Source organism: Pseudomonas sp. KBS0707, from assembly GCF_005937945.2.
Classification (GTDB): Bacteria; Pseudomonadota; Gammaproteobacteria; order Pseudomonadales; family Pseudomonadaceae; genus Aquipseudomonas; species Aquipseudomonas amygdali.
Map to the genome: position 1 here is coordinate 4,136,135 of NZ_CP041754.1, position 26,527 is coordinate 4,162,661.

Genomic DNA, 26,527 nt, shown 5'->3' on the forward strand with positions numbered 1-26,527 from the left:
GCCAGCCCTTACCTGATTTACGTTACAACTCAGTTCTGCGGTTCGTCTTCGTCTGGCGCAGCGTCCGCTTGCAGGTCTTCACCGGCGTCGCCCACTTCAGCTTCAGCGGCATCGACAATCACGCCGTCGATAACTTCTTCGCCTTCAAGCTCTTCGCCTTCGACTTCCGACGGCTCCTGAACACGCTCCAGACCGACCAGTTTCTCGTCGCTGGCCAGCTTGATCAGGGTCACGCCCTGAGTGTTACGGCCCAGACTGGACACTTCGCCGACCCGGGTACGCACCAGCGTGCCCTGATCGGAAATCAGCATGATTTCTTCGCCATCAAGCACCTGAACTGCGCCAACCAGACGGCCGTTACGCTCGTTGCTGACCATGGCGATGACACCCTGACCGCCGCGCTTGTACTCAGGGAACTCGGAAATGGCCGTACGCTTGCCGTAGCCGCGCTCGGAAGCGGTGAGGATCTGGCTGCCTTCTTCCGGGATCAGCATCGAAATGAGCTTTTGCCCTTCTGACAGACGCATGCCCCGCACGCCGCGAGCGGTACGCCCCATGGCGCGCACATCGGATTCCTTGAAGCGGGTCACTTTGCCGCCATCGGAGAACAGCATGATTTCCTGTTCGCCATCGGTAATGGCAGCGGAGATCAGGATGTCGCCCTCGTCCAGTTCAAGGGCAATGAGGCCCGAGCTGCGTTGACGACTGAATGCAACCAGCGGGGTCTTCTTGACGGTACCGTTGGCGGTGGACATGAAGATGAACGGAGCCTTCTTCTTGTCGGCGGCCTTGATACAGGCCTTGCGCTCTTCTTCGGTCTCGCTGCTGTTTTCCGCGTCGTCCAGCTCGCCTTCAAGGGCTTCGCCTTCTTCGTCGGCACGCTTGCGCATGGCTTCGAGGTCAACCGGCAGCATGGTGGTGATGTATTCGCCGTCGCTCAGCGGCAACAGGTTGACCAACGGACGACCACGGGCAGCGCGGGACGCTTCCGGGATCTCATAGGTCTTGAGCCAGTACACCTTGCCCTTGCTGGAGAACATCAGCAGTGTCGTGTGGCTGTTGGCGACCAGCAGGTGAGCAATGTAATCCTCATCCTTGATGCCGGTGGCCGATTTGCCCTTGCCCCCACGACGCTGAGCCTGATAGACCGCCAATGGCTGGGTCTTGGCATAGCCGCCATGGGAGATGGTGACCACACGCTCTTCTTCGGTGATCAGGTCACCCAGGGTCAGGTCCAGACGTGCATCGAGAATCTCGGTACGACGGGCATCGCCGTACTCGGAGCGGATCACTTCCAGCTCTTCGCGGATCACTTCCATCAGGCGCGTTGCGCTGTTGAGGATGCGGATCAGCTCGCCGATCTGGTTGAGGATTTCCTGGTACTCGCCCAGCAGCTTCTCGTGTTCCAGACCGGTCAGGCGATGCAGACGCAGTTCCAGAATGGCCTGAGCCTGTTCCGGTGACAGGAAATACTTGCCTTCACGCAGACCGTATTGCGGGTCCAGGTTCTCAGGGCGGCACGAATCGGCACCTGCACGCTCGACCATTTCGACCACTGCGCTTGATTCCCAAGGCGTCTTGATCAACGCTTCCTTGGCTTCTGCAGGTGTCGGAGAGGCCTTGATGAGGGCGATGACCGGGTCGATGTTGGACAACGCAACAGCCTGACCTTCAAGGATATGGCCACGCTCACGCGCCTTGCGCAGCTCGAATACGGTACGGCGGGTAACCACTTCGCGACGGTGACGAACAAAGGCTTCCAGCAGGTCCTTGAGGTTCAGGATGCGTGGACGGCCGTCAATCAGGGCAACGATGTTGATACCGAAAACGCTTTGCAGCTGGGTCTGGGCATAAAGGTTGTTGAGAACAACCTCTGGCACTTCGCCACGACGCAGCTCGATGACCACGCGCATACCGTCCTTGTCGGACTCGTCACGCAGCTCGGTAATGCCTTCGAGTTTCTTTTCCTTGACCAGCTCGGCGATCTTCTCGATCAGACGTGCCTTGTTAAGCTGGTACGGCAGTTCGGTGATGACGATCTGCTGACGTCCGCCGACCTTGTCGATGTCTTCGACGATGGAGCGGGCACGCATGTAAATGCGTCCACGACCCGTACGATAGGCTTCGATGATACCCGCACGGCCGTTGATGATCGCCGCTGTCGGGAAATCCGGGCCGGGGATGTACTGCATCAGCTCATCGATCGTCAACTCGGGGTTGTCGATCAGTGCCAGGCAACCGTCGATGACTTCACCAAGGTTGTGCGGCGGAATGTTGGTCGCCATGCCCACGGCGATACCGCTGGAACCGTTGACCAGCAGGTTGGGAATACGGGTCGGCATGACCGCGGGGATCATTTCGGTGCCGTCGTAGTTCGGCACCCAGTCCACGGTTTCCTTGTGCAGGTCGGCCAGCAGCTCGTGCGCCAGCTTGGTCATGCGCACTTCGGTGTATCGCATGGCCGCAGCGTTGTCGCCATCGACCGAACCGAAGTTGCCCTGACCGTCTACCAGCAGGTAGCGCAGCGAGAATGGCTGAGCCATACGAACGATGGTGTCGTACACGGCTGTATCGCCGTGCGGGTGATACTTACCGATCACGTCACCAACCACACGGGCGGATTTCTTGTACGGCTTGTTCCAGTCGTTACCCAGCTCGCTCATTGCGAACAACACGCGCCGGTGCACGGGCTTCAAGCCGTCGCGCGCATCGGGCAGTGCTCGACCGACGATTACGCTCATCGCGTAGTCGAGGTAGGACTGCTTCAGCTCGTCTTCGATATTGACCGGGAGGATTTCTTTGGCCAGTTCGCCCATGAGAAGCCTGATTCCTTTTTCTGGTGAAACCTCGCAAACCCATTCGGGGTATACGAAGCTCGCCGCTGCCAGCATGTGCAGGGCAGCGACTTACGACAAATCAACAAGTTATGCCATGAATCTACGCAGCGTGGGCGACTACAATCAGTGTCCCCGATAACCGCCGGATATTACCACAATCGCCGAGGCGCTCACATCCTTTGCAGGCGCTGAAAACGAGCCACCGGTGTGCAAGACGCCTGAGAAACGCTTACAGGCCCGCCCAGCCGCATTGCACAGCGGCAACGGCTCGAGCCCGACCGCATCAGTGAAGATGTTTACGGCTCATCAATTGCGCCATCCGGGCGGTATCGGGACGCTCGACAATGCCCTTCTCGGTCACAATCGCATCGATCAGGTCTGCCGGTGTCACATCGAACACCGGATTGAAGGCCTCGACCTGTGCACCGACCCGCTGACCGCCCACTTCAAGCAGCTCACGGCCGTCGCGCTCTTCAATGATGATGTCGTCGCCACTGGCCATTTCCATGTCGATGGTCGAGCTCGGTGCCACCACCATGAAGCGCACCCCGTGGTGCATCGCGGCTACGGCAAGCTGATAGGTGCCGATCTTGTTCGCCACGTCGCCATTGGCGGTGATGCGATCAGCCCCGACGATAACCCAGGTAATCCCCTTGGTACGCATCAGGTGCGCAGCGGCGGAGTCTGCATTCAGGGTGACCGGGATGCCTTCATTGGCCAGTTCCCAGGCGGTAAGCCGCGACCCCTGCAGCCAGGGCCGGGTTTCATCGGCATAAACCCGCTCGATCATGCCTTCCAGATGCGCTGCGCGGATCACGCCCAGCGCAGTCCCGAACCCACCGGTGGCCAGCGCTCCGGTATTGCAGTGGGTGAGCACCGTCTGCAAGTTGCCTTGATGCCTGCGGATCAGGTCGGCGCCCAGTTGCGCCATGGTCAGATTGGCCTCGCGATCACTCAAGTGAATCGCCACGGATTCTGCCTCAAGGGCCACGAGCGGATCGTCACCGTCCTTCACACGCATCAGACGATCACGCATCCGGTTCAGCGCCCAGAACAGGTTCACGGCGGTCGGGCGTGAGTCGGCCAGCAACTGCATGTCTTCTTCCAGCGCCGGATACCAGTCCCCGCCTTCGGCAATGCGCGCACGTGCGCCCAGCACCGCACCGTAGGCGGCACTGATACCGATAGCCGGTGCCCCGCGCACGACCATCGTGCGAATCGCCTCGGCGACTCCCTCGGCGGTGGTATAGCGGTGCCAGACTTCCTCGAACGGCAGTACCCGCTGGTCCAGCAGGTACAGAGCGTCGTCTCGCCAATCGATGGCCTTAACTTTCTCTGCAGCCAACAGTCGATCGCGCATCGCCAACTCCATCTTGAACATCCGAAACCCAGCATCAAAAGCCGCTGATTATAGCGAGCCGCCTGCGAAGACGCTCGGGTATACTTCGCCATCAACGTAATAAACGATGGAAACCTTCTCATGCCGAACGCTACAGCACCGCTCGACCTTTTGCTCCTGCCCGCCTGGCTGGTGCCGGTCGAGCCCGCAGGCGTGGTGCTCAAGGACCACGGCATCGGCGTGCGCGACGGCTGTATCGTCTATATAGGGCCGCGAACCGAGGCATTGAGGCAAAACGCAGTGCAGGTGCAGGAGCTTCCCGGCATGCTGCTCAGCCCAGGCCTGATCAACGCCCACGGTCATGCAGCCATGACACTGTTTCGCGGGCTGGCCGATGACCTGCCACTGATGACCTGGCTGCAGGACCATATCTGGCCCGCCGAAGGCAAATGGGTCAACGAAGACTTCGTTCGCGATGGCACCGACCTGGCCATCGCCGAGCAGCTCAAGGGCGGCATCACCTGCTTCTCGGACATGTATTTCTACCCCAAGGTGGCTGCCGAGCGCGTCCACGCCAGCGGCATGCGCGCGCAGATCACCGTTCCGGTACTGGATTTCCCGATTCCGGGGGCTCACACAACGGATGAAGCACTGCACAACGGTATCGAGCTGTTCAACGACCTCGCCCATCATCCACGCATCAAGATCGCCTTTGGCCCGCATGCGCCCTACACCGTGGGCGACGAGAATCTGGAGAAGGTCCGGGTTATCGCCGATGAACTGGACGCCATGATTCAGATGCATGTCCATGAGACCGCATTCGAAGTCGAACAGGCTGTCGAACAGCGCCAGGAGCGCCCTCTCGCCCGCTTGAATCGGCTGGGCATGCTCGGCCCGCGCTTCCAGGCCGTGCACATGACGCAGATCAACGACGACGATCTGGCCCTGCTGGTGGAAAGCAATACCAACGTGATTCATTGCCCAGAATCCAATCTCAAGCTGGCCAGCGGTTTCTGCCCGGTCGAACGGCTGTGGCAGGCCGGAGTGAATGTTGCGGTGGGCACCGACGGTGCCGCCAGCAACAATGACCTGGACCTGCTCGGCGAAACCCGCACCGCCGCCTTGCTGGCCAAGGCTGTCGCCGGTTCGGCCACAGCACTGGATGCACACCGTGCGCTGCGCATGGCGACGCTGAACGGCGCTCGCGCCCTGGGTATTCAGGCCGAGACCGGCTCGCTGGAGATCGGCAAGGCGGCGGACATGGTCGCGTTCGACCTGTCGGGTCTGGCCCAGCAACCGATCTACGACCCGGTGTCGCAGCTTATATATGCCACTGGCCGCGATTGCGTGAGCCATGTCTGGGTGGCCGGCAAGCAATTGCTCGACGCACGCCGGCTGACTCGCATGGATGAACCCGCACTGCGCGACACCGCGATTGCGTGGGGCCAGCGTATTTCCGGTAAAGCCGAATAATTCGATTCGGACCGAACACATGTCAGTCAGGCTTATCTATAAGCCTGACTGATGAAAAAGAATTTTGAGTTCAAGAGGGACACCCATGAGCAACGTCGACCGCGCAGAAATCGCTAAATTCGAGGCCCTGGCCCATCGCTGGTGGGACCGCGAAAGCGAATTCAAGCCGCTGCATGACATCAATCCGCTGCGCGTCAACTGGATCGACGAGCGTGTCGGCCTGGCAGGCAAGAAGGTGCTCGACGTCGGCTGCGGCGGCGGCATTCTCAGCGAGGCGATGGCCCTGCGCGGCGCAACGGTGACCGGCATCGACATGGGCGAAGCGCCGCTGGCCGTCGCACAACTGCATCAGCTCGAATCGGGTGTCAGCGTCGAGTATCGGCAGATCACCGCCGAGGACATGGCCGAAGAAATGCCCGAGCAGTACGATGTGGTGACCTGCCTGGAAATGCTCGAGCACGTGCCGGACCCCTCCTCGGTGATCCGCGCCTGCTACCGCATGGTCAAGCCAGGCGGCCAGGTGTTCTTCTCGACCATCAACCGCAACCCGAAAGCGTACCTGTTCGCCGTGGTCGGCGCCGAATACATCCTCAATCTGCTGCCACGCGGCACCCACGACTTCAAGAAATTCATCCGCCCTTCCGAGTTGGGCGCCTGGAGCCGTGACGCCGGTCTGCAAGTCAAGGACGTTATCGGCCTGACCTACAATCCGCTGACAAAGCATTACAAGCTGACCTCCGACGTCGGCGTCAACTACATGATCCAGACCCTGCGGGAGGCATGACAGATGCGCCTGAGAGCGGTTTTATTCGACATGGACGGCACCCTGCTCGACACCGCACCGGACTTCATCGCCATTGCCCAGGCAATGCTGGCCGACCGCAACCTGCCTGCGGTACCGGACAAACTGATCCGTGACGAAGTTTCCGGCGGTGCCAGAGCCATGGTGGCGGCCACCTTTACAATGTCCCCTGAAGATCCACAATTCGAGGCATTGCGCCTGGAGTTTCTGGAGCGCTATCAGCGTGACTGCGCCGTTCACAGCAGACTGTTCGATGGCATGGGCGAGCTGCTGGTCGACATCGAGAAGGCCGGCCTGATCTGGGGCGTGGTGACAAACAAGCCGGTGCGCTTCGCTCAGCCGATCATGGAACAGCTCGGCCTGGCCGAACGCTCCGCCGTACTGATCTGCCCGGACCACGTCACGCACAGCAAGCCACACCCCGAGCCGATGATTCTGGCCTGCAAGATGCTCGACCTCGACCCGGCCAGCGTCCTGTTCGTAGGCGACGATCTGCGCGACATTGAGTCCGGCCGCGACGCAGGCACCAAGACTGCTGCCGTGCGCTACGGCTACATCCACCCCGACGACAATCCTGATCACTGGGGTGCCGACGTGGTGGTCGATCATCCGCTGGAACTGCGCAAGGTGCTGGATAACGCACTGTGCAGCTGCTGAACGAGGTTTTACATGTTTGACTACTCAGCGCACCCGGAACTGCTCAAGGGCCGGATCATTCTGGTAACCGGTGCCGCTCGCGGCATCGGTGCTGCAGCCGCAAAAACCTACGCAGCGCATGGCGCGACTGTTCTGCTGCTGGGCAGAACTGAAGCCAGCCTGGCTCAGGTCCATGACGAGATACAGGCAGCAGGTCATCTGCTGCCGTTGGTCATACCCTTCGATCTGGAAAGCGCCGACCCCGCGCAGTATCACGACCTGGCGACCATGATCGAGCGCAAAGTCGGCCGTCTTGACGGGCTGCTGCACAACGCCTCGATCATCGGACCGCGCACTTCAGTGGAACACCTGCCAGGCGAAGACTTCATGCAGGTCATGCACGTCAACGTCAATGCCACCTTCATGCTCACCCAGGCATTGCTGCCACTGCTTCGGCGCTCGACTGATGCATCGGTGGCCTTCACTTCCAGCAGCGTTGGTCGCAAAGGCCGCGCGCAATGGGGCGCGTACGGGGTATCGAAATTTGCTACCGAAGGCCTGATGCAAACCCTCGCCGACGAGCTTGAAGGCGTCACCAGTTTGCGGGCCAACAGCATCAACCCGGGCGCTACCCGCACCGGTATGCGTGCGCAGGCCTACCCTGACGAAAACCCGCAGAACAATCCCGCGCCTGAAGACATCATGCCGGTCTACCTGTACTTGATGGGACCGGACAGTAAGGGCATAAACGGGCAGGCGCTGAATGCTCAGTGAGCAAAAATAACCAGACATTGCCGTGACGAAAAACTGTCACGGCAGGCGTTTTTAGCGGCATTTTAAGTCAAGGAATTGCCGACTCGCCCTCACTGTCAGAGAGATGGCGTCAGCTAAACCACTGATTTTAATAAGTCCGGGCAAAAATGAACCGAATGGCACGACATCCCCTCTAACCCAGCCAAGCCAGCAATATGTGCTGAGGAGCGAAGAGATGAATTTTCCTACCCAGACCCATGCAATCGATTTCGATACGGCTGAACTGCAACGCCTGGGTTTTCGAAATCGACCCGACGCCATACTTCCACCCCCGTCACTGCCCGAGCTGGTTTATCAGCTTGGGCGACAATTGCAGACCAGCCTGGAAGCCGAGCGGATACTGACCCTGTTTTTTCAGGGTGTGCAACGGTTCCTGCCATTGAGTGGTCTGGCCTATCGACATATCGAAAGTGACCTGAATCTGCGTCTGGGCGAGATGTCATCCGACAGCGCCACCTTTCACCTGCGTCACGAGGGCAAGTGCATCGGTGAGCTGGAGTTTCAAGGCGCCAAGCCATTTGATACCCGGCAGCTGAGCGACCTTGAATCGTTGCTGGTCTGTCTGGTGTACCCGCTGCTGAACGCCCTGCTGTATCGCATTGCGACACAGACAGCGTTGCGCGACCCTTTGACCAGTACCGGTAACCGTATCGCAATGGATCAGGGCCTGGCTCGCGAGATAGAGATATCGCGTCGTCACAAGCAACCGCTTTCATTGCTGATGCTGGATATAGATCATTTCAAGAAAGTGAACGATGAGTACGGCCATCATACTGGCGATGATGTACTGAAAACCGTTGCGCAAAGCCTGAAAGCGCAACTGCGCAATATCGATCGTGTGTTCCGCTATGGCGGTGAAGAGTTCGTGGTGATTCTTTCCAACACCGGAGCCAGTTCGGCTGAACTGATCGGCGAACGCCTGCGTCAGGCCGTGCGGAACCTCGAGTTTCGCGAGCTTGACCCAGCCCTGACCATGACCGTCAGCCTGGGATGCTCAACACTGCTGCCGACAGAAACCGCCGACAGCCTGCTGCGCAGGGCCGACAACGCCCTGTATGTTGCTAAACGCGAAGGTCGCAACCGTCTTGCCATGGCCAGCTAACACTCTTTCCTGCCTTTCTCGCCCAGCCTCTATACTTCCAGCGCGGCAACACGCCCACGCGCAGGCTTGACCTTGTCCAGCTGCATGCAGCGCTCCAGGAACAAATGCATGTAATCGTAACTCTTGGTAACGGCCTGACGCAGCTCAGCTTGCAGCTGCAGGCTCGGTTTATCGCCCACCAACGTGCAAATGATCTCGAGCGCCTCCCAAGGGTGCGCGTCGTCATACTGTGCATGCATCTTGAGCCATTTCATGGCTTTCTTGCGGGTTTCTTCAGGGAATGCTTCGGCGTACGCACCATTGGAACAGACCACTGCCGACCACTCGCCCGTCGCTCCTTCAATGGCATAGTTGGTGGCCGCCATCGCAACAGCCAGTGAGTCCGAAGAGCTGGTCTGCCAGCACCAGTGGCTCAGTGCGTGCAGCTCAGGCGCAACCCGTTGATCGTGGAGGTCTTCAAGCGTCACATCGTGCGCTGCACACCAGTTCACCCAGTAGTCAGCATGATTGAGTTCGACGCGAATATTGAACATCAGCCAGCGGCGCGCCATGTCTTCGCCAGGATGACGACCAAAGCGGGTCTTGGTGAGGTTCTTGGCCATGTACACCGCGAACTGCTCGACAACCGGCCAACCGCCGATCAGGTAATGGCGCATGATCTGCGGACTCAGCTTCGCGTCACGCATCTGCTGGTACAACTCGTGCTCGACCACCCGTGCCTTTGCAGCGCTGCAATCCTTGATCAACTGCTGCGCCCAGGCCGGATAACTGCTGGCTTCCATGAGCGGACCGGTTCTCTCGAAAGTGTCGATCACTGGGTATCTCCTTATAGGGTTTCAACTGATTAACGTAGCGTTCCTGGCGCGCCGAACATCAGGGGGTCAGGCCGTACGGGCTGAATGTACAGACTCTCGCAAGTGAACAATTCAGGGCGTGATATCAGATACCCTTGTGCAAAATCCACGCCCATTTCCTGCAACGCAAACTCTATCTGCGGCGTTTCTACGTACTCAGCAATGGTGCGTTTGCCCATCACATGACCAATATTGTTGATGACCTCGACCATAGCCTTGTTGATCGGATTGTCGAGCATGTCCTTTACAAAACTGCCATCGATTTTCAGAAAATCCACAGGCAAGTGTTTGAGATAGGCAAAGGACGACATGCCCGAACAGAAATCATCAAGGGAAAACTGACAGCCCAGCCCCTTCAACTCGTTGATAAAGCGAATCGCGCTGTCCAGGTCTGCAATGGCACTGGTTTCAGTGATCTCGAAACAGATCATTCCGGGCGATACGGCAAATGCCTTGAACTGCTGTTTCAGGTATTCGAGGAACGTATCATCGCCGATACTTGAACCTGACAAATTTATAGCACATAGCGCCTGCGGTGCCTGATGCCGATCATCACTCTGGCATTGGGCGATCACTTTGAAGACATTGTGCACCACCCAACGATCCAGCGTCGTCATAAGGCCGTAGCGCTCGGCAGCCGGGATAAAGTTGTCCGGAACCACCATTCGTCCGGACTCATCACGCAGGCGCAGGAGGATTTCTATGTGCCGCACCTCATCGCCTTCACCTTTGATCGAAGCGATTTCCTGCGCATAAAGGCAAAAGCGATTTTCATCCATTGCCATGTGCAGACGTTGTATCCAGGCCATCTCGCCGAAACGCATCGACAGGGTCAGGTCGTCAACACTGTAGACCTGAACCCGGTTGCGGCCTCTCTCCTTGGCCATATAACAGGCCATGTCGGCAGCAGACAACGACCCTTCAAGCGTGGCGGGTGTATCGCCGAGCTGCACCAGACCGATACTTACGGTAGTCATGAATGGCCGACCTTTCCACATGAAATGCAGGGTCTGCACGATCTCGCGCAACCCCTCGGCTATATCGAGGGCCGTGTCGGCAGGGCAATCGACCAGCAACACGCCGAACTCGTCACCTCCCAGCCGGGCCAGTGTGTCACCGTCGCGCAAGCCCTGCGGCAGTGCCCGGCAAAGCTGGCGCAGCAGCTCATCGCCCGCCGCATGACCACCGGTGTCATTGACCAGTTTGAACTGGTCCAGGTCAAGAAACATCAGACAGTGGCTGCTCGCCTGATCGTCAATACCATCCAGTACCCGCTGCAGGCGATGCTCGAATTCACTGCGATTGACCAGCCCGGTCAGCGGATCATGGGCGGCCTGCCATGACAGATCGGCGATGTACTGACGCTCCTGTGTCATGTCATGCAGTACCAGCACCGCCCCGCTGACCACCCCCTCGTTGTAGATCGGCGTACCGACCAGTGCTACCGAGACCGTACTGCCATCCAGCCGCTGGATAAGCTTGCTGTTGGCGCTGCCGCCCTTGAGCTTGCCGGTGACGATCTGTTCGACCAGCGTCGAGGTGTCCTTCTGATCGTTTTCATCCAGCAGATTGAACAGCGCTGTCAGCGGAAGCCCGCTGGCCTGGGTGCTTTTCCAGTGCGTCAGGCCCTCGGCTGCAGGGTTCATATAGACAATGGCCCCGGCCACGTCGATGGTGATCACCCCGTCGCCGATGGACTCCAGGGTAATCTGGGCGCGCTCTTTCTCAAGTTGCAGGGCATCAGCAAACACGCGCCGCTGGACAATCAGACGACGCACACGCAGCAGCGCCAGAAGAATCAGTAAAACGGCGGTGACCAGATTGACCGCAATCAGCAGGTTGAGGATAAACCTGGACCCCTCGCCCAGCGCATCACTGAACGCCCGTGCTGCGGGCGTTACCCCTTCATTGATGACATTGATCTGCACTCGCCACTGATTGACCTCGGCGGCAGATACGCCGCCCTCACCGACCCGGTCGTGAATATGCCGGGCAAGCTCATTGAGCTGTATGAGGTAGCCATCACCCACCTCCCAAAAGTGAATGGCCTGCTTCATGAAGCTGAAGTTATGGAAGTTCAGGTACATCCAGATGATGCCATTAGCGTCATCGGGGTGATTGCCGCCCTGGATGATCCCGGCCCTGGCATCTGCCATGGAAGGAATGGGCTGATCGAGCGCCTTGCGCAAGGCGTGACCACCCTGAGGAACGGAAAAGGCGTTTTGATACTTCAGATAGTCACGCTCATCATGCGTGATGGCGTATAGGCTCAGGTAATGGATGGCATCTTTCTGGCCCTTGGACCAGAGACTCTCGCCCGCCACATAGCTGCGCACCGCAGACATGGTGTAGAGGCTGACACACCCCAGCAATGCCTGAAACAGCGCGACGGCAATGAATGGCCATACGATGCCCAACAGACGGGGCTTGGAGAAGGTCCATGGTTGTTTCATGGGTTTCACCTCACCACATGCCTGAATAAACGTCTAGCGCAGAGACTAGGCTAGATTCGTGAATGATGGCAGGTGATTCTCCCGCAATCGAGCCAACCTGTGCGCTGATCGAAGCATCGCACATCAGATTTGTTGCAAGTGTCCGTACAGCTTTGCGTAAAGACCTCCATCGGCAATCAACTGTTGGTGTCCGCCGTCTTCGACAATCCGCCCGCCATCAAACACCAGCACCCGGTCAGCCTGCTTCACGGCCGACAGGCGGTGCGCGATGATCAGCGTTGTGCGACTACGCAGAAAACGTGCGAGGGCCTGATGCAGGTTGTACTCGGTAGCCGCGTCCAGCGCCGAGGTAGCTTCATCGAGGATAACCACTTTAGGGTCGGACAATACCATGCGTGCGATGGCCATGCGCTGACGCTGGCCACCCGACATTCTGACCCCGGAGCGCCCTACCACGCTGTCCAGACCTTGTGGCAGATCGCGGATCGCAGAATCGAGTTGCGCAACTTCCAGCGCACGCCAGCAGGCTTCGTCGCTGCAGTCACGACCCATGGTCAGGTTGGCGCGCACCGTGTCATTGAACAGGGCGGGATGCTGCAGTACCACGGCAACGTTCTCGCGCACAGTGTCCAGACCGATATCCTGCTGACTGACGCCGCCAAAACGGATCACTCCGGTGCGGGCCGTGTACAAGCCCAGCAGCAACTGCACCAAGGTGCTCTTGCCGCCACCACTGGCACCGACGATGGCGACTTTTTCACCCGGCGCGATGCTCAGGTTCAACTGATCCAGCACCAGGTCTTCGCCATAACCGAAACTCAGGCCACGCACCTCGACCCCCACGGTCTCGCGCCCTGCGAAGGGGTCAGTCCCGCCGACATATTGCGGCTCATCGGCACGCGCCAGCAGCTCGTTGATACGCGTCAGAGCACCACCCGCCGCGTAATAGGCGTATTGCAGATTCAACAGTTGCTCAACCGGCGTCATCATGAACCACAGGTAGCTGAACACCGCGAGCATCTGCCCGATCGACAGGTCCGAGAACAACACCGTGAGCATTGCGGCGGCACGAAAGATATCGATACCGAACTGGAACAGCAGCCCGCTGGCACGCCCCGAGGCGTCGCTTTTCCATTGCGAATTGATGGCGTAATCCCGCACTTCCTGCGCCCGCATGCCCAGCCGACCGAGGAAGAAACCCTGTCGATTACCCGCCCTGACTTCCTGAATCGCATCCAGTGTTTCACTCAGCGCCTGGGTAAAACGCGACGTGCTGTCGTTTTCCAGCTTCTTGAGATGCTTGACCCGCTTGCCCAGCTTCACCGTGAGCAGAATCACCAGCGGGTTGAACAGCATAATCAGCAGCGCCAGCTTCCAGTGCATCCACATCAGAATGCCCGCCGTGCCTGCCAGCGTCAGCGTGGCTACCAGCAGTCGGCTGAGGGTTTCGCCGACAAACTTGTCCAGCGTGTCCAGGTCGGTCACCAGATGCGTAGTCACCGTGCCGCTGCCCAGGCTTTCGTACTCACGCAGGGAAATGCGCTTGAGCCGTTCGATCAAACGTAGCCGGATACGGTAGACGATATCCTTGGCCAGCCCGGCAAACAGCCGCGCCTGCAGAACGTTGAACACCAGCGCTCCGACACGCAGCACCAGAGTCAGCAAGAGCATCAGGCCGATGTAGCCCGCCGCCTTTTGCAGGCCGTCAGGCAGCAAGTGATTCATGACTTTCAGTGCCGCATCGCCGCGCCCCAACAGCACTTCGTCAACCAGCAACGGCAGCAACAACGGGATCGGCACGCTGCACAGTGTCGCCAGAACTGCGACACCATTGGCCAGCCACAGGGCTTTTTTATGACGCAACGCAAGACGCCGGATCTCGGCCCAACTCAACGCATCGCCATGCTTGGCTTGCGACTGCCGGGCGGCATCGGGCGATTCATCACGCACTGGCTGCACGCTCCAGCCATCGACCCAGCAAGGGCGAAAGGCTGCTCAACGGCTGATAACCGTTGGTCAACAGCGCCAACTGGCCGTTACGCTCGGCAAGCAGGGTCGGAAAACCGGCGATGCCCAGATCCTGCGCCCTGGCGAAATCAGCTGCCGTGGCAGCTTGCCGCTCCTTACTCTCGAATTCGTCGGCAAATGCCTGACGCGACAGCCCCGCCTGCTCGGCCAGTTCGGCCAGCAATGAAGGGCGTGTTACGTCACGACCTTCGCTATAGAAAGCCCGCTGAATCAGCCCGACCAGTTCCCAGGCGCGGTCCGGGTCCAACTGCCGTGCCGCAGTGACGGCCAGACAGGCAGGCGTGGTGTCGTAGACAAACCCTTCCGGCAGCGCACCCTCGCGAAGAAACGGCTGGCCGGTGGCCTCTTCGACCGCCTGCCAGTGCTCGAGAATGTAACGACGCTTGGCCGGTTCCAGCGCTGCACCCTCAGAGCGCAGACCGCCCATGACCAGATGCAGCGGCACGCCCGCTGCCCGAGCCTGTTGCACCAACGCGTCGGCAACCGGAGCGAAGCCCCAGCACCAGGAGCACATAGGGTCCATGATATAGATCAGGCGGGCAGACATGGCTCAGGCCTCGGAGGGCAAACGATAGTTGCGACCAATCGGATGGGGCTGGTTACGTGCCTTGGCCAGTTCGATCTGTTTTTGCCGGTCGATGGCGCTGCGACGAGTCTTCTCGCTCAGCGAATCCCAACAATGCGGGCAGCTGACACCCGGTGAGTAATGCTCGCTGGCGCGATCCTCGGCACTGATCGGCGTGCGGCAGGCATGGCATTGATCATAATCGCCTTCTGTCAGGTCGTGGCGCACCGTAACCCGGTTGTCGAACACGAAACACTCGCCGCGCCACTGACTTTCCTGCTCGGGGACTTCTTCCAGATATTTGAGAATCCCGCCCTTGAGGTGATAGACCTCTTCAAAACCTTCGCCCAGCATGTAACTGGAGGCTTTTTCGCAGCGAATGCCACCGGTACAGAACATGGCGACCTTCTTGTGCACCGCCGGGTCGAAATGCGCCTTGATGTATTCCGGAAACTCGCGAAAAGACGTGGTCTTCGGATCGATGGCACCCTCAAAGGTGCCAATCGAGACCTCATAATCGTTGCGGGTATCGATCAGCAGCACTTCAGGGTCAGTGATCAGGGCGTTCCAGTCCTTGGGCTCGACGTATGTGCCGACGCTCTTGTTGGGGTCGACACCCTCTACGCCCAGGGTCACGATCTCTTTCTTGAGCTTGACCTTGGTGCGATAGAACGGCTGCTCGTCGCAGTAGGATTCCTTGTGATCGATGTCGATCAGGCGCGGATCGCTCTTCAACCAGGCCATCAGGCCGTCGATGCCTTCGCGGCTGCCGGACACCGTGCCGTTGATGCCTTCATCGGCGATCAACAGTGTGCCCTTGATGCCGTTGTCGACCATCGCCTGCAATAGGGGCTCGCGCAGTTCCACGTAATCGCTGAGGGTGACGAACTTGTACAGCGCGGCCACGACGATCGGCTGAGTCATCGGCTCTTGAGTCATGTATCTCTCCAGTGGCGACCCTCGCAAAGGGCCTACCGGGTAAAAATGTGCGGACAAAAAAACGCACCGGCCAGGCGGCGCGGTGCGGATTCTAGCAAAAACCGGAGTGCAGCAGGCAGGTCAGCGGATCAATAGCCCCGGTAAAAGGGCGCAAATCAGCCAAAAACCCTGATCAGTGACCGCCAGCACAGGTCGGTGAAGCAGGCGCTGCACCGACCTTCGACCATTCTTCAGGCGTGTAAGTGTGCAACGCCAGCGCATGAAAATCGCCCATCAGGGCACCCAGCGTGGCGTAAACCTTCTGGTGCCGCTTGACCGAATTCAGGCCCTGAAACTGATCACTGACCAGAACAGCCTTGTAATGGGTCTGCTGACCACGACTATGCATGTGGCTCTCGTCGAGCACTTGCAGATGGTGCGGTTGCAGCAGCGCAAGCGCCGACTCGATTCGTTGTTGCATGGTCATGGCAGCAATCGCCTGTCAGGGCTTTTTGGCAGGAGCTGGAGCGGCTGCCTTGGCAGGTTCCAGTTCGGCAGTCATGTCAGCCAGAAGTTTGTTGACGACCGGCACTGCGCTTTCCAGCTTGCTTTGGGTCAGTTGGGCCGATTGCTGAGCCAGCTCAGGCATTTTGGTCATCACTTTCTTGCCCAGCGGAGACTGGTAGAACGCAACCAGATCCTTCAGCTCGCTTTCGGTGAAGTTGGCAGTGTACAGCTTGACCATCTCAGGCTTGAGCTTGTTCCAGCCAATAGCCTGGTCCAGAGCGGTGTTGGCCTTGGCCTGATAGGTTTCAAGCAGGGCTTTTTTCGATGCAGGTGCCTTGGTTTCAGCAAAACGCTGAGCGAACATCTGCTGAACCTGCGCATAGACCGGAGCGCCCAGGCGATCGGCGTTGGCAAGCTTCAGGAACGTTTCGGCGCTCGCGTTGTGACTGGCGGTGTCGGCGAAGACCTGGCCGCTGGCACAGACCAGGGCTACCGCGGTACAAATGGCACGAAGACGGGTCATCGAGTTTCCTTATCTAGCAAACGAGGCATTACCCCAGGGCCGACCATTCTGCGCTTATCTGGGCTTTTGGCTCAACCCCCGGTTCACCCAGCGGTTAAAAAGCACTGCGCGGGAACCCTGTAGGCATATGGACACCTAACCCTGCAACGCACTTAAAGGAGTAAGAACAGTGAGCCGCACCGAAACCGACAGCATTGGCCCGATCGAAGTCCCCGAAGATGCCTACTGGGGCGCGCAGACCCAACGCTCACTGATCAATTTTGCGATTGGCGATCAGCGTATGCCACTGCCCGTTCTGCACGCGCTGACCCTGATCAAGAAAGCCGCGGCACGCGTCAACGACCGTAACGGCGATCTGCCCGCCGACATTGCCCGCCTGATCGAACAGGCCGCCGATGAGGTGCTCGACGGTCAGCACGACGCGCAATTCCCGCTGGTGGTCTGGCAGACCGGCAGCGGCACGCAAAGCAACATGAACGTCAACGAAGTGATCGCAGGCCGAGCTAACGAACTGGCAGGTCAGGGCCGTGGCGGTAAATCACCAGTTCACCCCAACGATCACGTCAACCGCTCGCAAAGCTCCAACGATTGCTTCCCGACAGCCATGCACATCGCCACTGCCCAAGCGGTCAAGGAACAGCTGCTGCCCGCCATCGCCGAGCTTTCCAGCGGGCTTGCCGAACAGGCTGCGCGGCACATGAAACTGGTCAAGACCGGGCGCACGCACATGATGGACGCGACGCCTATCACCTTTGGCCAGGAGCTGTCGGGGTTTGTCGCGCAATTGGATTACGCAGAAAAGGCTATTCGCGCTGCGCTTCCCGCCGTCTATGAGCTGGCTCAGGGCGGTACTGCGGTCGGTACCGGGCTCAACTCGCCGAAAGGCTTCGCCGAGGCCATCGCAGCAGAGCTGGCTGCACTGTCCGGGCTGCCGTTCGTCACTGCGCCCAACAAGTTCGCCGCACTGGCCGGTCACGAGCCGCTTGCAGCACTTTCCGGCGCACTGAAGACCTTGGCCGGAACCCTGATGAAAATCGCCAACGACCTGCGCCTGCTGGGTTCCGGCCCGCGTGCCGGGCTGGCCGAAGTCAGGCTGCCAGCCAACGAGCCCGGCAGTTCGATCATGCCCGGCAAGGTCAACCCGACCCAGTGCGAGGCCTTGTCGATGCTCGCCTGCCAGGTCATGGGCAACGACGTGACCATCGGCTTCGCCGCCAGCCAGGGCCACCTGCAACTGAACGTCTACAAGCCGGTGATCATTCACAATGTGCTGCAATCGATCCGCTTGCTGGCCGATGGCTGCAGCAATTTCAATGAACACTGCATTGCAGGCATGCAGCCGGATGCTGAAAAAATGGCTGAGCACCTGGAGCGCGGACTGATGCTGGTTACTGCACTCAATCCGCATATCGGTTATGACAAATCGGCGCAGATTGCCAAGAAGGCTTACACCGAAGGCCTGACCCTGCGTGAAGCCGCATTGGCGCTGGGTTATCTGACCGATGAGGAGTTCGACGCCTGGGTGCGTCCGGACAAAATGCTCGAGGCAGGCAGTAATGGCTGATGCCAGAAGCGGCGCAACGCCACTGGAAGGTAACGGCAAACGGATTCTGATGGTTTACGGTACGCCGAAAGCCATCAGCCTCTCCCATGCCCTTGGCGAAGCCTATGCACAGGCTGCGCGCAGTGAAGGGCATGTGGTGCGGGAACTCAAGCTGGGCGAGCTGGATTTCGATCCTATTCTGCACAACGGCTACGACCAAACCCAGACACTTGAACCGGACCTGCTCGACGCCCAGCGCCAGATTCACTGGGCCGAGCATCTGGTATTCGTTTATCCGGTCTGGTGGGGCGGCTTGCCGGCGCTACTGACGGGCTTTTTCGACCGGGTACTGACGCCCGGTTTTGCGTTCAAGACCCACGGCCGCAAGCATTCCTCCAATGAGCTGCTCCGAGGCCGCACTGCGGAGCTGCTGGTCGCCATGGACACGCCGCCACGCTATTTTCAATGGATTTACGGCGCGCCGGCTCACCGGCAGATGGTGCGGACGATATTGGGCTTTTGCGGGATAAAAACCAAATGCCTTAGCGAATTTGCCCCGGTGCACAGTGCCAGCGAACAGCAACGCCAGGAATGGATTCTCCAGGCACAGGCACTGGGCAAGCGCTGATCTGTACGGGCGGTGAATTCAGGCCTGTGCGAGCCTTGCCTTGCGCGCTCTGAGGCCAGCGACCAGTGAAGGACCAAGTGCGGTCAGCGCCGACCCCGTCACCACCAGCAGCGCGCCGCCGTAACCCATCACGTTCAATTCCTCTGTCTGCACATAATCAGGCCATAGCCACGCTGCGGCAGCCACGGCGGTCAGCGTAACCAGCGGCGTCATCGCAAGCGTCGCGCTGACCCGTGATGCCTCCCAATGCGCCAGCGCCTCAGCGAAAGCACCATAGGCCACCAGTGTATTCAGACAGCAGGCGAGTAGCAGCCAGCCCTGCAACGGGCTCAACAATAACGCCTCGGCGGGGTGCGCCCAAGGCGTTAGCAACAGCGCACAGAACAGGTAAATCACCATCATCACCTGCAGCGAATTCCACACGGTCAGGAGCTGCTTCTGGCTCAATCCATAGAACGTCCAGATGGTCGAGGCCAGGAGCACCACCAGTACGCCCAGGGTGTAATCGCCCAACGAGGTGAAAAGCTCCACCAGCCGCTGATTGAAAAAGAACCCGAAGCCCACCAGCAGCACCGCCAGACCGATGCCCTGCCCCAGACTGAAACGCTCCTTGAACAGAAAGATGCTGCTGATCAACAGAAAAATCGGACCGACCTGAACCAGTAATTGCGTGGTACCGGGACTCAGCAGCCGCAAGCCGATGAGGTACAGCACGTAGTTGCCGACCAGGCCGAATACCGCCAGCCCCACCAGTACCTGGCCCTTGCGTCCCAGCACCTTGAAGCTGGGCAGGCGCTTGACCGACGCCAGCCAGATGAACAACAGCGCGCCGGAAACAGCCAGGCGAAACCAGGTCACAGTGACAGGGTCCATCACCTGCAGAACCTGCTTGAGCTTGATTGGCAGAATGCCCCAGAGCAACGCAGTCAACAGCGACAGACAAAGGCCATAGACCCAGCGACCAGACGAGATGTGCATTGAACCTTCCGCAAGAGATAGAACCAGTTGCTCATTCTAGGCGCTGATCTGCAAAGCAACAGTTACAGCTGGGCGCAGTTAACGCCGCCAATTGTGTTCTTTACCCCTGACCGCCGTGATTGCGCTGATACGTCTCGCTGCCCATTGCCTGAATCTGACCTTCGATCAAGGCGTCGAAAGGCTTCAGCAGCGCCTCGAAAGAGCGTGGCGCTTCCAGCGTCTGCAACGTATGAACGATAGCCTCAAGCGTCGATAAGGCATCCGGACCCGGCGCTTTGCGCAAGCGATAACGCGAAACCGGCACAATGCCTGGTGTGACCCTTGGCAGGCCCGCCAACAAGGGGTTGAGGTGCAGCAGTTTGCGCGCCTTGCGCCAGGTGCCATCCGGCACGACCAGCAACATGGGCAGCGAGTTCTGCACATAGGGCAGCAACGTCTCGGCAGCGTCACCCGGAAACAGCAACCGCGCCTGATAGCCGGGCGGGTTCAAAAGCGTTTGCAGATCATCGAACACTTCCCCCACCCGCAACTGCGCATTGATCAGACCCAATGCGGCCAGTCGCGCCGTATTCAACGCATGGCCGGCTTCATCGGGATGCTGCAGGATCAACACTCGCGTGCGGCTGTCCAGTTGCGGAATCAAGGCGCAGAGACAGTGCGGGACGGGACGCAGGCAACGTTTACAGCGGGCGCGGGGCATCGGTTCTTACTCGGACAATCCAAAAGGGTTAAAACATGCCGCGCTGCGCCATGACCTTGAGCTCATCACAACCGCCTGTCGAACTGCGGCGCAGTTTAACCGGATAGCCCCCATTGCGCGGGGGTAGACCGTAGCTGCAACAGCGATTTGAGCTAGCCTTAAGGTCTGGGCTGGTGAAATGAAGTACGCCTGCTGAATCTGACAAGATCAACCTCAGGGGCTTTCATGAATCGCGAAGAAATCAAACAGAAGGTGTTTGACGCGCTAGGCATCATTCTAGTGGATAAAAGCATGATTCACGAAGGTGCCACCTTCATCGACCTGGCTTTTGAGGACGATGACATAGAGTGCCTGTTCGCGGCGCTGGGGGACGTCTTCAACTTCGCGTTTCCTGATCAGATCAAGGAACAGGCCATCACAAATCCCGAGGACTTCTCCCTGCACATGATCATCGAGCTAATTCTGTTGATGGGAAACGAAGGCAACAAAACCAAGGTAAAACCCGGACATCGGCATTGAATGCCAGCCCTTGTATCGGGACACTCCTGTGCGTCCCGACCAGATTCAATATGCGCTCTGCCCAGCGAAGAGGGTCAGGCGAGAGATTTAACGACGTTGGCGACGACGATCATCATCGGCACGAACCGGAATGGGCTGCAGTTTTGGTCGTTCTATAAGACCCAATGCGACGCCTGCGTCATGGAGCCATTCTTGCAGTTTGCTATTCATAGAGCCCCCTTGAGGGAAATACCCGGCAGTCAATCTGTACACATCACTCACTAGAGATCATAGAAGCAAATGAACCGTTAGCCGAGTGCTACGGAAAACAATTTTCCGATAGAGCCAATGTGACATTTGTACAGGCTCGCTTCTAGTCTTTGCGACGGACGGCCTGTTACTGAACGTTGCGCCGACGAGCCAAACTGATCATTCAGGCGGACTGATCAGGCCGTCATTGTCAGTCATAGCCCGTTCGAGCAAGTCCGCGGGCAGACTCTTGCTGGCACGCGCGCCCAGCAGCTTGAGTTGTTCGCTACGGCTTATCAGGTTGCCGCGCCCTTCCGTCAGCTTGTTGCGCGCCGCCGAGTAGGCCTTGTCCAGTTGCTGCAGACGGTTGCCTACCTCGTCCAGATCCTGAATGAACAACACAAACTTGTCGTACAGCCAACCTGCCCGCTCGGCAATCTCGCGCGCGTTCTGGCTCTGACGTTCCTGCTTCCACAGGCTGTCGATGACCCGCAAGGTGGCCAGCAGTGTAGTGGGGCTGACAATCACGATGTTGCGATCAAAAGCTTCCTGAAACAGATTCGGCTCCGCCTGCAAGGCTGCAGAAAAAGCCGCTTCGATAGGCACGAAGAGTAGAACGAAATCCAGACTGTGAAGCCCCTCAAGACGCTTGTAATCCTTGCCCGAGAGGCCTTTGACGTGATTGCGCAGCGACAGCACATGTTGTTTGAGCGCAGCCTGACCGATAACGTCGTCATCAGCCGATACGTACTGCTGATAAGCCGTAAGGCTGACCTTGGCATCGACCACCACTTGTTTGTCACCGGGCAGCATGATCAGCACATCAGGCTGAAAGCGCTCGCCATCCGGCCCCTTGAGGCTTATTTGCGTCTGGTATTCACGGCCCTTTTCAAGCCCGGCATGCTCCAGCACCCGCTCAAGAATCAGTTCACCCCAGTTACCCTGGGTCTTCTGCCCTTTCAGGGCGCGCGTCAGGTTGGTGGCTTCATCGCTCAAACGTTGATTCAACTGCTGCAGACGCTCCAGCTCCTTCGCCAGCGAAAAACGTTCGCGGGCTTCGTTCTGATAACTTTCCTCGACGCGCTTTTCGAACGACTGGATGCGCTCCTTGAGCGGTGTGAGCAATTGCCCCAGTTGCTGCTGGCTGGTTTCGGCAAAACGCTGCTCACGCTCATCAAAGATCTTGCCTGCCAACTCGGCGAACTGCGCGCGCAGCTCATCCCGGGAACCCTGCAGATCATTCAGGCGCTGCTGATGGCTGTCCTGCTGTTCACGCAACTCGGCATTCAATGCCGCGCACTGCGCATCCAGACGACGCAACTCGGCTTCTCTGCCGGCACGCTCATGATTCCAGGCATGCGCCGTTTCGCGAGCGCTATCGCCTTCCTGACGCAGCAACTCGACCTCGCGCCGCAGCGCTGCAAGGTCGGCCTGTTTGGCCGCATTGGCCTGGCTGAGGTCACTCACCTCGTCGCGGCAGGCATCCAGTTGCGCATTGAGGCCTTCCTGCGCCATCTGCGCCATGCTCAGGCGCTCGTCCAGCAGCGTGCTCTCGGCCTGACGAAGTGCCAGACGACGCTGCAACTGCCAGAGCAATGCCAACAAGGGCACAGCAGCTGCAGCAAGCCCCAGTAAAAGGCTGTTCAGGTCCAGTGCCATAAAGACTCCATGCAGGCTGAATCATCGCCAGCGGCAGTGTGGGTAAGCGCGTGATAGTGCAGCAGAAACGTCGTCTAGGGCGAGGCAAGATCAACAGGCGGGGGCAAATCGGGGGAACGAATTGTACGCGCTTTCAGCAACGTGCACAGCCCCAATTTCGGGGACATTTCAGCCGGGACAATCCACAGAAGCTGTGGATAACTCAGTGGACAACCCCCCTTTAACTTCCGCAAACGCAAGCAGGATGCGGCCTGCGCTCAAACTGACGATTTTTTCACCAGCTAAAAAAAACGATGTTTTTCATTGACTTAATAATTCACCATCATAAATCAAACCCTTAGCAACGCTTGTGACAGTGATATGGCAGCTTGTTCAGCTAATGTGCACAACTCCTCGCCGGGGCTCTTTTCAGCCATTTCGGGCATCATATGATTGTTGCTCGATTGCATCTTATTCTCAATGAATACGTGGCTTTCAGCAGTCTTTCAACCATTGGGATCGACCTGTCGCCGACGCAGTCCACACCTCACCAGACGCCTTGAAAACAATGCAGGCGACAAATCATGCATCTCGCGGTCCAAACACTGCCAAAAAAGACCAAATATCAGCCACCAAGGATTCAGTGAAGGCCCCATGAAGGAGATAGTGAAGTTCTTCCTGCTGCTGATGGCCGTCTGCATCGTCGCCCTGGCCACCAGTATTGTCCTGCCACCGCCGGACGGCGGTGTCTTCGCCTACAGCGTGCTGTTGTCTGCAATTGCCCTGCTACTGATCATCTGCAGCGACCTGAGCAATGGACGTATCAACAAGACAGGCGACATCATGCGCGCCATCGAAGGCCGTAAGTCTCTGCGGCTGACCATCGCTGCCTACCTGCTCGGGTGCTCAATGGTCGCATCCGTGACCGTGCTGATCTACCGTATGGTCGGGCACTGGTGAATTTTATTTACCGACGCTTGCAATACTTCGAAATGGCGGGTAGCATCAACGCCGTTAGTACTAAGCTGAAAATCAATTCCGGTCGACAAGTCCCCCGACAGACACTCCTCCATGCGACGAGAATGTTGGCAACAAGGGATCGACCACCTCGATGGTTTCCAGACATGAACCTTTCGCGCTGATGCACCATTTGGGGTGAAAGTGCAGTCATGGCTCTCATGGTCTGCTTCAACCAGCCTGCAATTGATCAGGATCTTCACCCGGAGCGTAGAACCTTTGCTCCTGTTGTGTTGCCTGCCCTCCTAAGTACCTACCGGTCAGCCAGAGCGCCATACGATAAAGCGCGCTTCAACTGCCTGTCTTTGTTCCAGTCAGGTTCTCCGCCCAGCCAGGCTTTTGTATCAAATGTCGGCCCGCGTTTACTGGAATCTTTATTTATGCACGGTATTGTTCCGTGTTGTTTCAGGAAACACCTTGAATATGAATACTCAAACCCAACACGCAATTCACACATTGACCAATGCTTTTGCCCCGATGAACTGCCTGATCATGGCCGCTCGCAAAGGCTGTTTCAGTTTTACAATCGTCAACGAACACGGCATCGCCCGTCACAGCGAACGCCTGTACCCCGATCAGTACGCAAGCGCCGAACCGCTGCAAGCCGTGATCGAGCGTACTCGTCAAGCACTCATCGCCTGACGCAAACGATTCACCGCTCGCCAAAAGCCCCGCCCTGCAAAGCGGGGCTTTTTTATGCCCGCTCTATATTGAATTGACGACATTAACCAATGTGCAGCACTGGGACTTCGTCTAAATTGCAATTCCCACGGCTTCATCAAGATTGTCCTACAAGAATAGCTCTAAATCGGGCTCCTCAGCCTATAGCGCGCCATCGAAAATGTTGGTAATTTTCGACCGGTGAACAACAAGGAGTTCTAATAATGAAAATAATGACAAAAACACTGAACCGGACAACACTTGGACTCGCCCTGGGTCTGGCTTCTTCTCAACTGCTTGCAGCCGGTTTTGCCCTAAACGAACAAAGCATCAGCGGCATGGGCACAGGCTTTGCAGGTCGCTCCTCGTCAGCCGATGATGCAAGCACCGTATTCGGCAACCCTGCCGGCATGTCCCGAATCAAACGCGAACAAATCAGCGTCGGCGCCGCAGCCGTGATCGCCAAGACCGACATCGACAACGGTCGCGGCACATTCGGCGGCAGCAACGACGGTGACATGGTTCCGGTGGTCGGCGTGCCAATGGGCTATTACGTCAAACCTATCGATGATCACTGGGCATTTGGTCTGGGCGTGTACGTCCCGTTCGGCCTGGTCACTGATTACGAAAAAGGCTTCGCCGGCCGCTACTGGGGCGACAAGAGTCACGTCCAGATCGTGACCTTCCAGCCAACTGTCAGCTATGCATTCAATGACAAGGTTTCCATCGGTTTCGGCCCGACCATCAACCGCATCGACGGTGAACTGACCTCGGCAACATTGAACGCCGCAACACCGGGCCGTAATGACGGCAAGGTGAAGATCGAAGGCGATGACACCGCAATCGGCTTCAATGCCGGCATTCTGGTGCAGGCTACCGACACCACTCGTCTGGGCCTGACTTACCACTCCAAGGTCGATTACAAGCTCAAGGGCAAGACCAAGATCGAAGGCTCGGGCTTCGGCCCGTTCGGCGGCCAGAAGTACGATGCTTCGCTGGACATCTCCACGCCTGAGTCGGTGGACTTCTCTATCACCCAGCAACTCGACGAGAACTGGACTGTTTACGCAGGCAGTACCTGGACTCGCTGGAGCCGCCTGCAGGACATCACCGTCAACAACGATGGCGTCCCTGCTCTGCTGGGCGGTTCTGCCGGCCCAATCGGCACCATCACCGAAGAACAGAACTGGCACGACACCTGGGCGCACGCCATCGGTGCCTCGTACAAGGTCAATAAAGAGTGGACCCTGCGCACAGGTTTCTCCGTTGATCAGTCGCCGACCAACAACGTCAACCGCTCCCCACGCATCCCGACTGGCGATCGCAAGATCATCAGTTTCGGCGCAGGCTGGAGCCCGACCGACGACCTGACCATCGACGTAGCGTACTCGTACCTGCGTGAAGACGAAACCAAGATCCGCGACTCCAGCGCGACCAAAGGTTCGTACAGCGCTGACTACCGCAACACCGCTCACGGCCTGGGCACTTCGGTTACCTATCGCTTCTGATAGCAACTGCCAGACTGAAAAAAGCCCGCAACCAGTAATGGTTGCGGGCTTTTTATTGCGTGCCTGATGCGCTCAGACCCGCATTGATTGACTGCCGTACAGATACTCCGCGTCATTGACTGGCTACCGTACAGATGCTCCGCCTCATGACTGACTATCGTGCCGACGCTCCGCGTCGGCATGCAGTTCTGGACGCTCTGCGTCCTCTTTGTGGCGCTCCGCGTCACACAAGGCTTCTGCGATGTCAGGCAGATTCAG

At 58.4% G+C, this 26,527-nt stretch carries 24 protein-coding genes; 11 read left to right on the forward strand and 13 right to left on the reverse strand.

The features are described 5' to 3' along the window. Positions 1 to 29: 29 nt before the first annotated feature. The gene (gene gyrA, locus FFH21_RS19545) at positions 30 to 2,816 is read right to left on the reverse strand and encodes a DNA gyrase subunit A (RefSeq protein WP_054073123.1); all 2,787 of its coding nucleotides are present in this window, start codon (positions 2,814 to 2,816) and stop codon (positions 30 to 32) included. Between the two features lie 304 nt (positions 2,817 to 3,120). Further along, on the reverse strand, positions 3,121 to 4,197 hold the full coding sequence (gene mtnA / locus FFH21_RS19550; protein ID WP_011169224.1) for an S-methyl-5-thioribose-1-phosphate isomerase: 1,077 nt from the start codon (positions 4,195 to 4,197) through the stop codon (positions 3,121 to 3,123). 120 nt (positions 4,198 to 4,317) lie between these two features. Here mtnA and FFH21_RS19555 point away from each other — a divergent pair, with 120 nt between their 5' ends. The 5 genes from FFH21_RS19555 (at position 4,318) to FFH21_RS19575 (ending at position 9,002) form a co-directional block, all read left to right on the forward strand. Continuing rightward, positions 4,318 to 5,649: a TRZ/ATZ family hydrolase gene (locus FFH21_RS19555; protein ID WP_011169225.1), complete on the forward strand. Its 1,332-nt coding sequence runs from the start codon at positions 4,318 to 4,320 to the stop codon at positions 5,647 to 5,649. Between the two features lie 85 nt (positions 5,650 to 5,734). Further along, positions 5,735 to 6,433, forward strand: coding sequence for a bifunctional 2-polyprenyl-6-hydroxyphenol methylase/3-demethylubiquinol 3-O-methyltransferase UbiG (gene ubiG, locus FFH21_RS19560; RefSeq protein WP_003369710.1), 699 nt, complete (start codon positions 5,735 to 5,737; stop codon positions 6,431 to 6,433). A gap of 3 nt (positions 6,434 to 6,436) precedes the next feature. Beyond that, positions 6,437 to 7,108 carry an N-acetylmuramic acid 6-phosphate phosphatase MupP gene (gene mupP / locus FFH21_RS19565; RefSeq protein WP_004657289.1) on the forward strand — a complete coding sequence of 224 codons (672 nt, stop codon included), beginning with the start codon at positions 6,437 to 6,439 and terminating at the stop codon, positions 7,106 to 7,108. A gap of 12 nt (positions 7,109 to 7,120) precedes the next feature. Next, positions 7,121 to 7,861, forward strand: coding sequence for a YciK family oxidoreductase (locus tag FFH21_RS19570; protein ID WP_004665969.1), 741 nt, complete (start codon positions 7,121 to 7,123; stop codon positions 7,859 to 7,861). A gap of 214 nt (positions 7,862 to 8,075) precedes the next feature. Then, a complete protein-coding gene (locus FFH21_RS19575; protein WP_004657283.1) occupies positions 8,076 to 9,002 on the forward strand; it encodes a GGDEF domain-containing protein in 927 nt (308 codons plus the stop codon). 29 nt (positions 9,003 to 9,031) lie between these two features. Here the strand turns inward: FFH21_RS19575 and FFH21_RS19580 are convergent, their stop codons facing one another. From FFH21_RS19580 to FFH21_RS19610, 7 genes are all read right to left on the reverse strand, one after another. Further along, complete coding sequence (locus FFH21_RS19580) at positions 9,032 to 9,817, reverse strand: TenA family transcriptional regulator (protein ID WP_011169226.1); 786 nt, start codon at positions 9,815 to 9,817, stop codon at positions 9,032 to 9,034. A 29-nt stretch (positions 9,818 to 9,846) separates the two neighbouring features. Beyond that, a complete protein-coding gene (locus tag FFH21_RS19585) occupies positions 9,847 to 12,309 on the reverse strand; it encodes an EAL domain-containing protein (protein ID WP_004667825.1) in 2,463 nt (820 codons plus the stop codon). 123 nt (positions 12,310 to 12,432) lie between these two features. Then, the gene (locus FFH21_RS19590; protein ID WP_004665971.1) at positions 12,433 to 14,259 is read right to left on the reverse strand and encodes an ABC transporter ATP-binding protein; all 1,827 of its coding nucleotides are present in this window, start codon (positions 14,257 to 14,259) and stop codon (positions 12,433 to 12,435) included. Then, positions 14,252 to 14,884 carry a DsbA family protein gene (locus FFH21_RS19595; RefSeq protein WP_011169227.1) on the reverse strand — a complete coding sequence of 211 codons (633 nt, stop codon included), beginning with the start codon at positions 14,882 to 14,884 and terminating at the stop codon, positions 14,252 to 14,254. Before FFH21_RS19595 ends, FFH21_RS19590 begins: the two co-directional genes overlap by 8 nt. Positions 14,885 to 14,887: 3 nt before the next feature. Beyond that, a complete protein-coding gene (locus FFH21_RS19600) occupies positions 14,888 to 15,841 on the reverse strand; it encodes a rhodanese-related sulfurtransferase (RefSeq protein WP_004657270.1) in 954 nt (317 codons plus the stop codon). A gap of 172 nt (positions 15,842 to 16,013) precedes the next feature. Then, on the reverse strand, positions 16,014 to 16,307 hold the full coding sequence (locus tag FFH21_RS19605; RefSeq protein WP_011169228.1) for a BolA family transcriptional regulator: 294 nt from the start codon (positions 16,305 to 16,307) through the stop codon (positions 16,014 to 16,016). Positions 16,308 to 16,322: 15 nt separating this feature from the next. Next, positions 16,323 to 16,850 (reverse strand): DUF2059 domain-containing protein, encoded by a 528-nt coding sequence (locus FFH21_RS19610; protein WP_003314637.1) that lies wholly within the window; start codon positions 16,848 to 16,850, stop codon positions 16,323 to 16,325. Positions 16,851 to 17,019: 169 nt separating this feature from the next. On the opposite strand from FFH21_RS19610, the gene FFH21_RS19615 reads away from it, so the two are divergent. Next, positions 17,020 to 18,414 carry a class II fumarate hydratase gene (locus tag FFH21_RS19615; protein WP_002554581.1) on the forward strand — a complete coding sequence of 465 codons (1,395 nt, stop codon included), beginning with the start codon at positions 17,020 to 17,022 and terminating at the stop codon, positions 18,412 to 18,414. After that, positions 18,407 to 19,021 carry an NAD(P)H-dependent oxidoreductase gene (locus FFH21_RS19620; protein WP_004657265.1) on the forward strand — a complete coding sequence of 205 codons (615 nt, stop codon included), beginning with the start codon at positions 18,407 to 18,409 and terminating at the stop codon, positions 19,019 to 19,021. The genes FFH21_RS19615 and FFH21_RS19620 overlap by 8 nt, the downstream gene beginning before the upstream one ends. 18 nt (positions 19,022 to 19,039) lie before the next feature. Here FFH21_RS19620 and FFH21_RS19625 read toward each other — a convergent pair whose 3' ends face one another. Together FFH21_RS19625 and FFH21_RS19630 are read right to left on the reverse strand one after the other, a co-directional pair. Beyond that, positions 19,040 to 19,999 carry a DMT family transporter gene (locus tag FFH21_RS19625; RefSeq protein WP_011169229.1) on the reverse strand — a complete coding sequence of 320 codons (960 nt, stop codon included), beginning with the start codon at positions 19,997 to 19,999 and terminating at the stop codon, positions 19,040 to 19,042. A 100-nt stretch (positions 20,000 to 20,099) separates the two neighbouring features. Further along, positions 20,100 to 20,699: a tRNA-uridine aminocarboxypropyltransferase gene (locus FFH21_RS19630; RefSeq protein WP_004657261.1), complete on the reverse strand. Its 600-nt coding sequence runs from the start codon at positions 20,697 to 20,699 to the stop codon at positions 20,100 to 20,102. 225 nt (positions 20,700 to 20,924) lie between these two features. Between FFH21_RS19630 and FFH21_RS19635 the strand changes: the two genes are divergently transcribed. Beyond that, on the forward strand, positions 20,925 to 21,218 hold the full coding sequence (locus FFH21_RS19635) for a hypothetical protein (protein WP_011169230.1): 294 nt from the start codon (positions 20,925 to 20,927) through the stop codon (positions 21,216 to 21,218). Positions 21,219 to 21,305: 87 nt separating this feature from the next. Here the strand turns inward: FFH21_RS19635 and FFH21_RS30865 are convergent, their stop codons facing one another. Together FFH21_RS30865 and rmuC are read right to left on the reverse strand one after the other, a co-directional pair. Beyond that, the gene (locus tag FFH21_RS30865; RefSeq protein WP_101165338.1) at positions 21,306 to 21,428 is read right to left on the reverse strand and encodes a PA1414 family protein; all 123 of its coding nucleotides are present in this window, start codon (positions 21,426 to 21,428) and stop codon (positions 21,306 to 21,308) included. A gap of 198 nt (positions 21,429 to 21,626) precedes the next feature. Further along, a complete protein-coding gene (gene rmuC / locus FFH21_RS19645) occupies positions 21,627 to 22,991 on the reverse strand; it encodes a DNA recombination protein RmuC (protein WP_162836993.1) in 1,365 nt (454 codons plus the stop codon). Between the two features lie 747 nt (positions 22,992 to 23,738). On the opposite strand from rmuC, the gene FFH21_RS19650 reads away from it, so the two are divergent. The 3 genes from FFH21_RS19650 (at position 23,739) to FFH21_RS19660 (ending at position 26,269) form a co-directional block, all read left to right on the forward strand. Beyond that, positions 23,739 to 24,044, forward strand: a complete 306-nt coding sequence (locus tag FFH21_RS19650; protein WP_002554587.1) for a hypothetical protein — start codon at positions 23,739 to 23,741, stop codon at positions 24,042 to 24,044. A gap of 480 nt (positions 24,045 to 24,524) precedes the next feature. Then, positions 24,525 to 24,743 carry a hypothetical protein gene (locus FFH21_RS19655; RefSeq protein WP_002554588.1) on the forward strand — a complete coding sequence of 73 codons (219 nt, stop codon included), beginning with the start codon at positions 24,525 to 24,527 and terminating at the stop codon, positions 24,741 to 24,743. A 242-nt stretch (positions 24,744 to 24,985) separates the two neighbouring features. After that, entirely contained in the window at positions 24,986 to 26,269 is a 1,284-nt protein-coding gene (locus FFH21_RS19660) for an OmpP1/FadL family transporter (protein ID WP_002554589.1), read from the forward strand. Positions 26,270 to 26,527 lie beyond the last annotated feature (258 nt).

Bases quoted from the DNA above. Each gene is read 5' to 3' on its own strand.
- gyrA (WP_054073123.1), bottom strand. From the start codon at position 2,816: ATGGGCGAACTGGCCAAAGAAATCCTCCCGGTCAATATCGAAGACGAG.
- mtnA (WP_011169224.1), bottom strand. From the start codon at position 4,197: ATGCGCGATCGACTGTTGGCTGCAGAGAAAGTTAAGGCCATCGATTGG.
- FFH21_RS19555 (WP_011169225.1), top strand. From the start codon at position 4,318: ATGCCGAACGCTACAGCACCGCTCGACCTTTTGCTCCTGCCCGCCTGG.
- ubiG (WP_003369710.1), top strand. From the start codon at position 5,735: ATGAGCAACGTCGACCGCGCAGAAATCGCTAAATTCGAGGCCCTGGCC.
- mupP (WP_004657289.1), top strand. From the start codon at position 6,437: ATGCGCCTGAGAGCGGTTTTATTCGACATGGACGGCACCCTGCTCGAC.
- FFH21_RS19570 (WP_004665969.1), top strand. From the start codon at position 7,121: ATGTTTGACTACTCAGCGCACCCGGAACTGCTCAAGGGCCGGATCATT.
- FFH21_RS19575 (WP_004657283.1), top strand. From the start codon at position 8,076: ATGAATTTTCCTACCCAGACCCATGCAATCGATTTCGATACGGCTGAA.
- FFH21_RS19585 (WP_004667825.1), bottom strand. From the start codon at position 12,309: ATGAAACAACCATGGACCTTCTCCAAGCCCCGTCTGTTGGGCATCGTA.
- FFH21_RS19595 (WP_011169227.1), bottom strand. From the start codon at position 14,884: ATGTCTGCCCGCCTGATCTATATCATGGACCCTATGTGCTCCTGGTGC.
- FFH21_RS19600 (WP_004657270.1), bottom strand. From the start codon at position 15,841: ATGACTCAAGAGCCGATGACTCAGCCGATCGTCGTGGCCGCGCTGTAC.
- FFH21_RS19605 (WP_011169228.1), bottom strand. From the start codon at position 16,307: ATGACCATGCAACAACGAATCGAGTCGGCGCTTGCGCTGCTGCAACCG.
- FFH21_RS19610 (WP_003314637.1), bottom strand. From the start codon at position 16,850: ATGACCCGTCTTCGTGCCATTTGTACCGCGGTAGCCCTGGTCTGTGCC.
- FFH21_RS19620 (WP_004657265.1), top strand. From the start codon at position 18,407: ATGGCTGATGCCAGAAGCGGCGCAACGCCACTGGAAGGTAACGGCAAA.
- FFH21_RS19625 (WP_011169229.1), bottom strand. From the start codon at position 19,999: ATGCACATCTCGTCTGGTCGCTGGGTCTATGGCCTTTGTCTGTCGCTG.
- FFH21_RS19630 (WP_004657261.1), bottom strand. From the start codon at position 20,699: ATGCCCCGCGCCCGCTGTAAACGTTGCCTGCGTCCCGTCCCGCACTGT.
- FFH21_RS19635 (WP_011169230.1), top strand. From the start codon at position 20,925: ATGAATCGCGAAGAAATCAAACAGAAGGTGTTTGACGCGCTAGGCATC.
- FFH21_RS30865 (WP_101165338.1), bottom strand. From the start codon at position 21,428: ATGAATAGCAAACTGCAAGAATGGCTCCATGACGCAGGCGTCGCATTG.
- FFH21_RS19650 (WP_002554587.1), top strand. From the start codon at position 23,739: ATGAAGGAGATAGTGAAGTTCTTCCTGCTGCTGATGGCCGTCTGCATC.
- FFH21_RS19655 (WP_002554588.1), top strand. From the start codon at position 24,525: ATGAATACTCAAACCCAACACGCAATTCACACATTGACCAATGCTTTT.
- FFH21_RS19660 (WP_002554589.1), top strand. From the start codon at position 24,986: ATGAAAATAATGACAAAAACACTGAACCGGACAACACTTGGACTCGCC.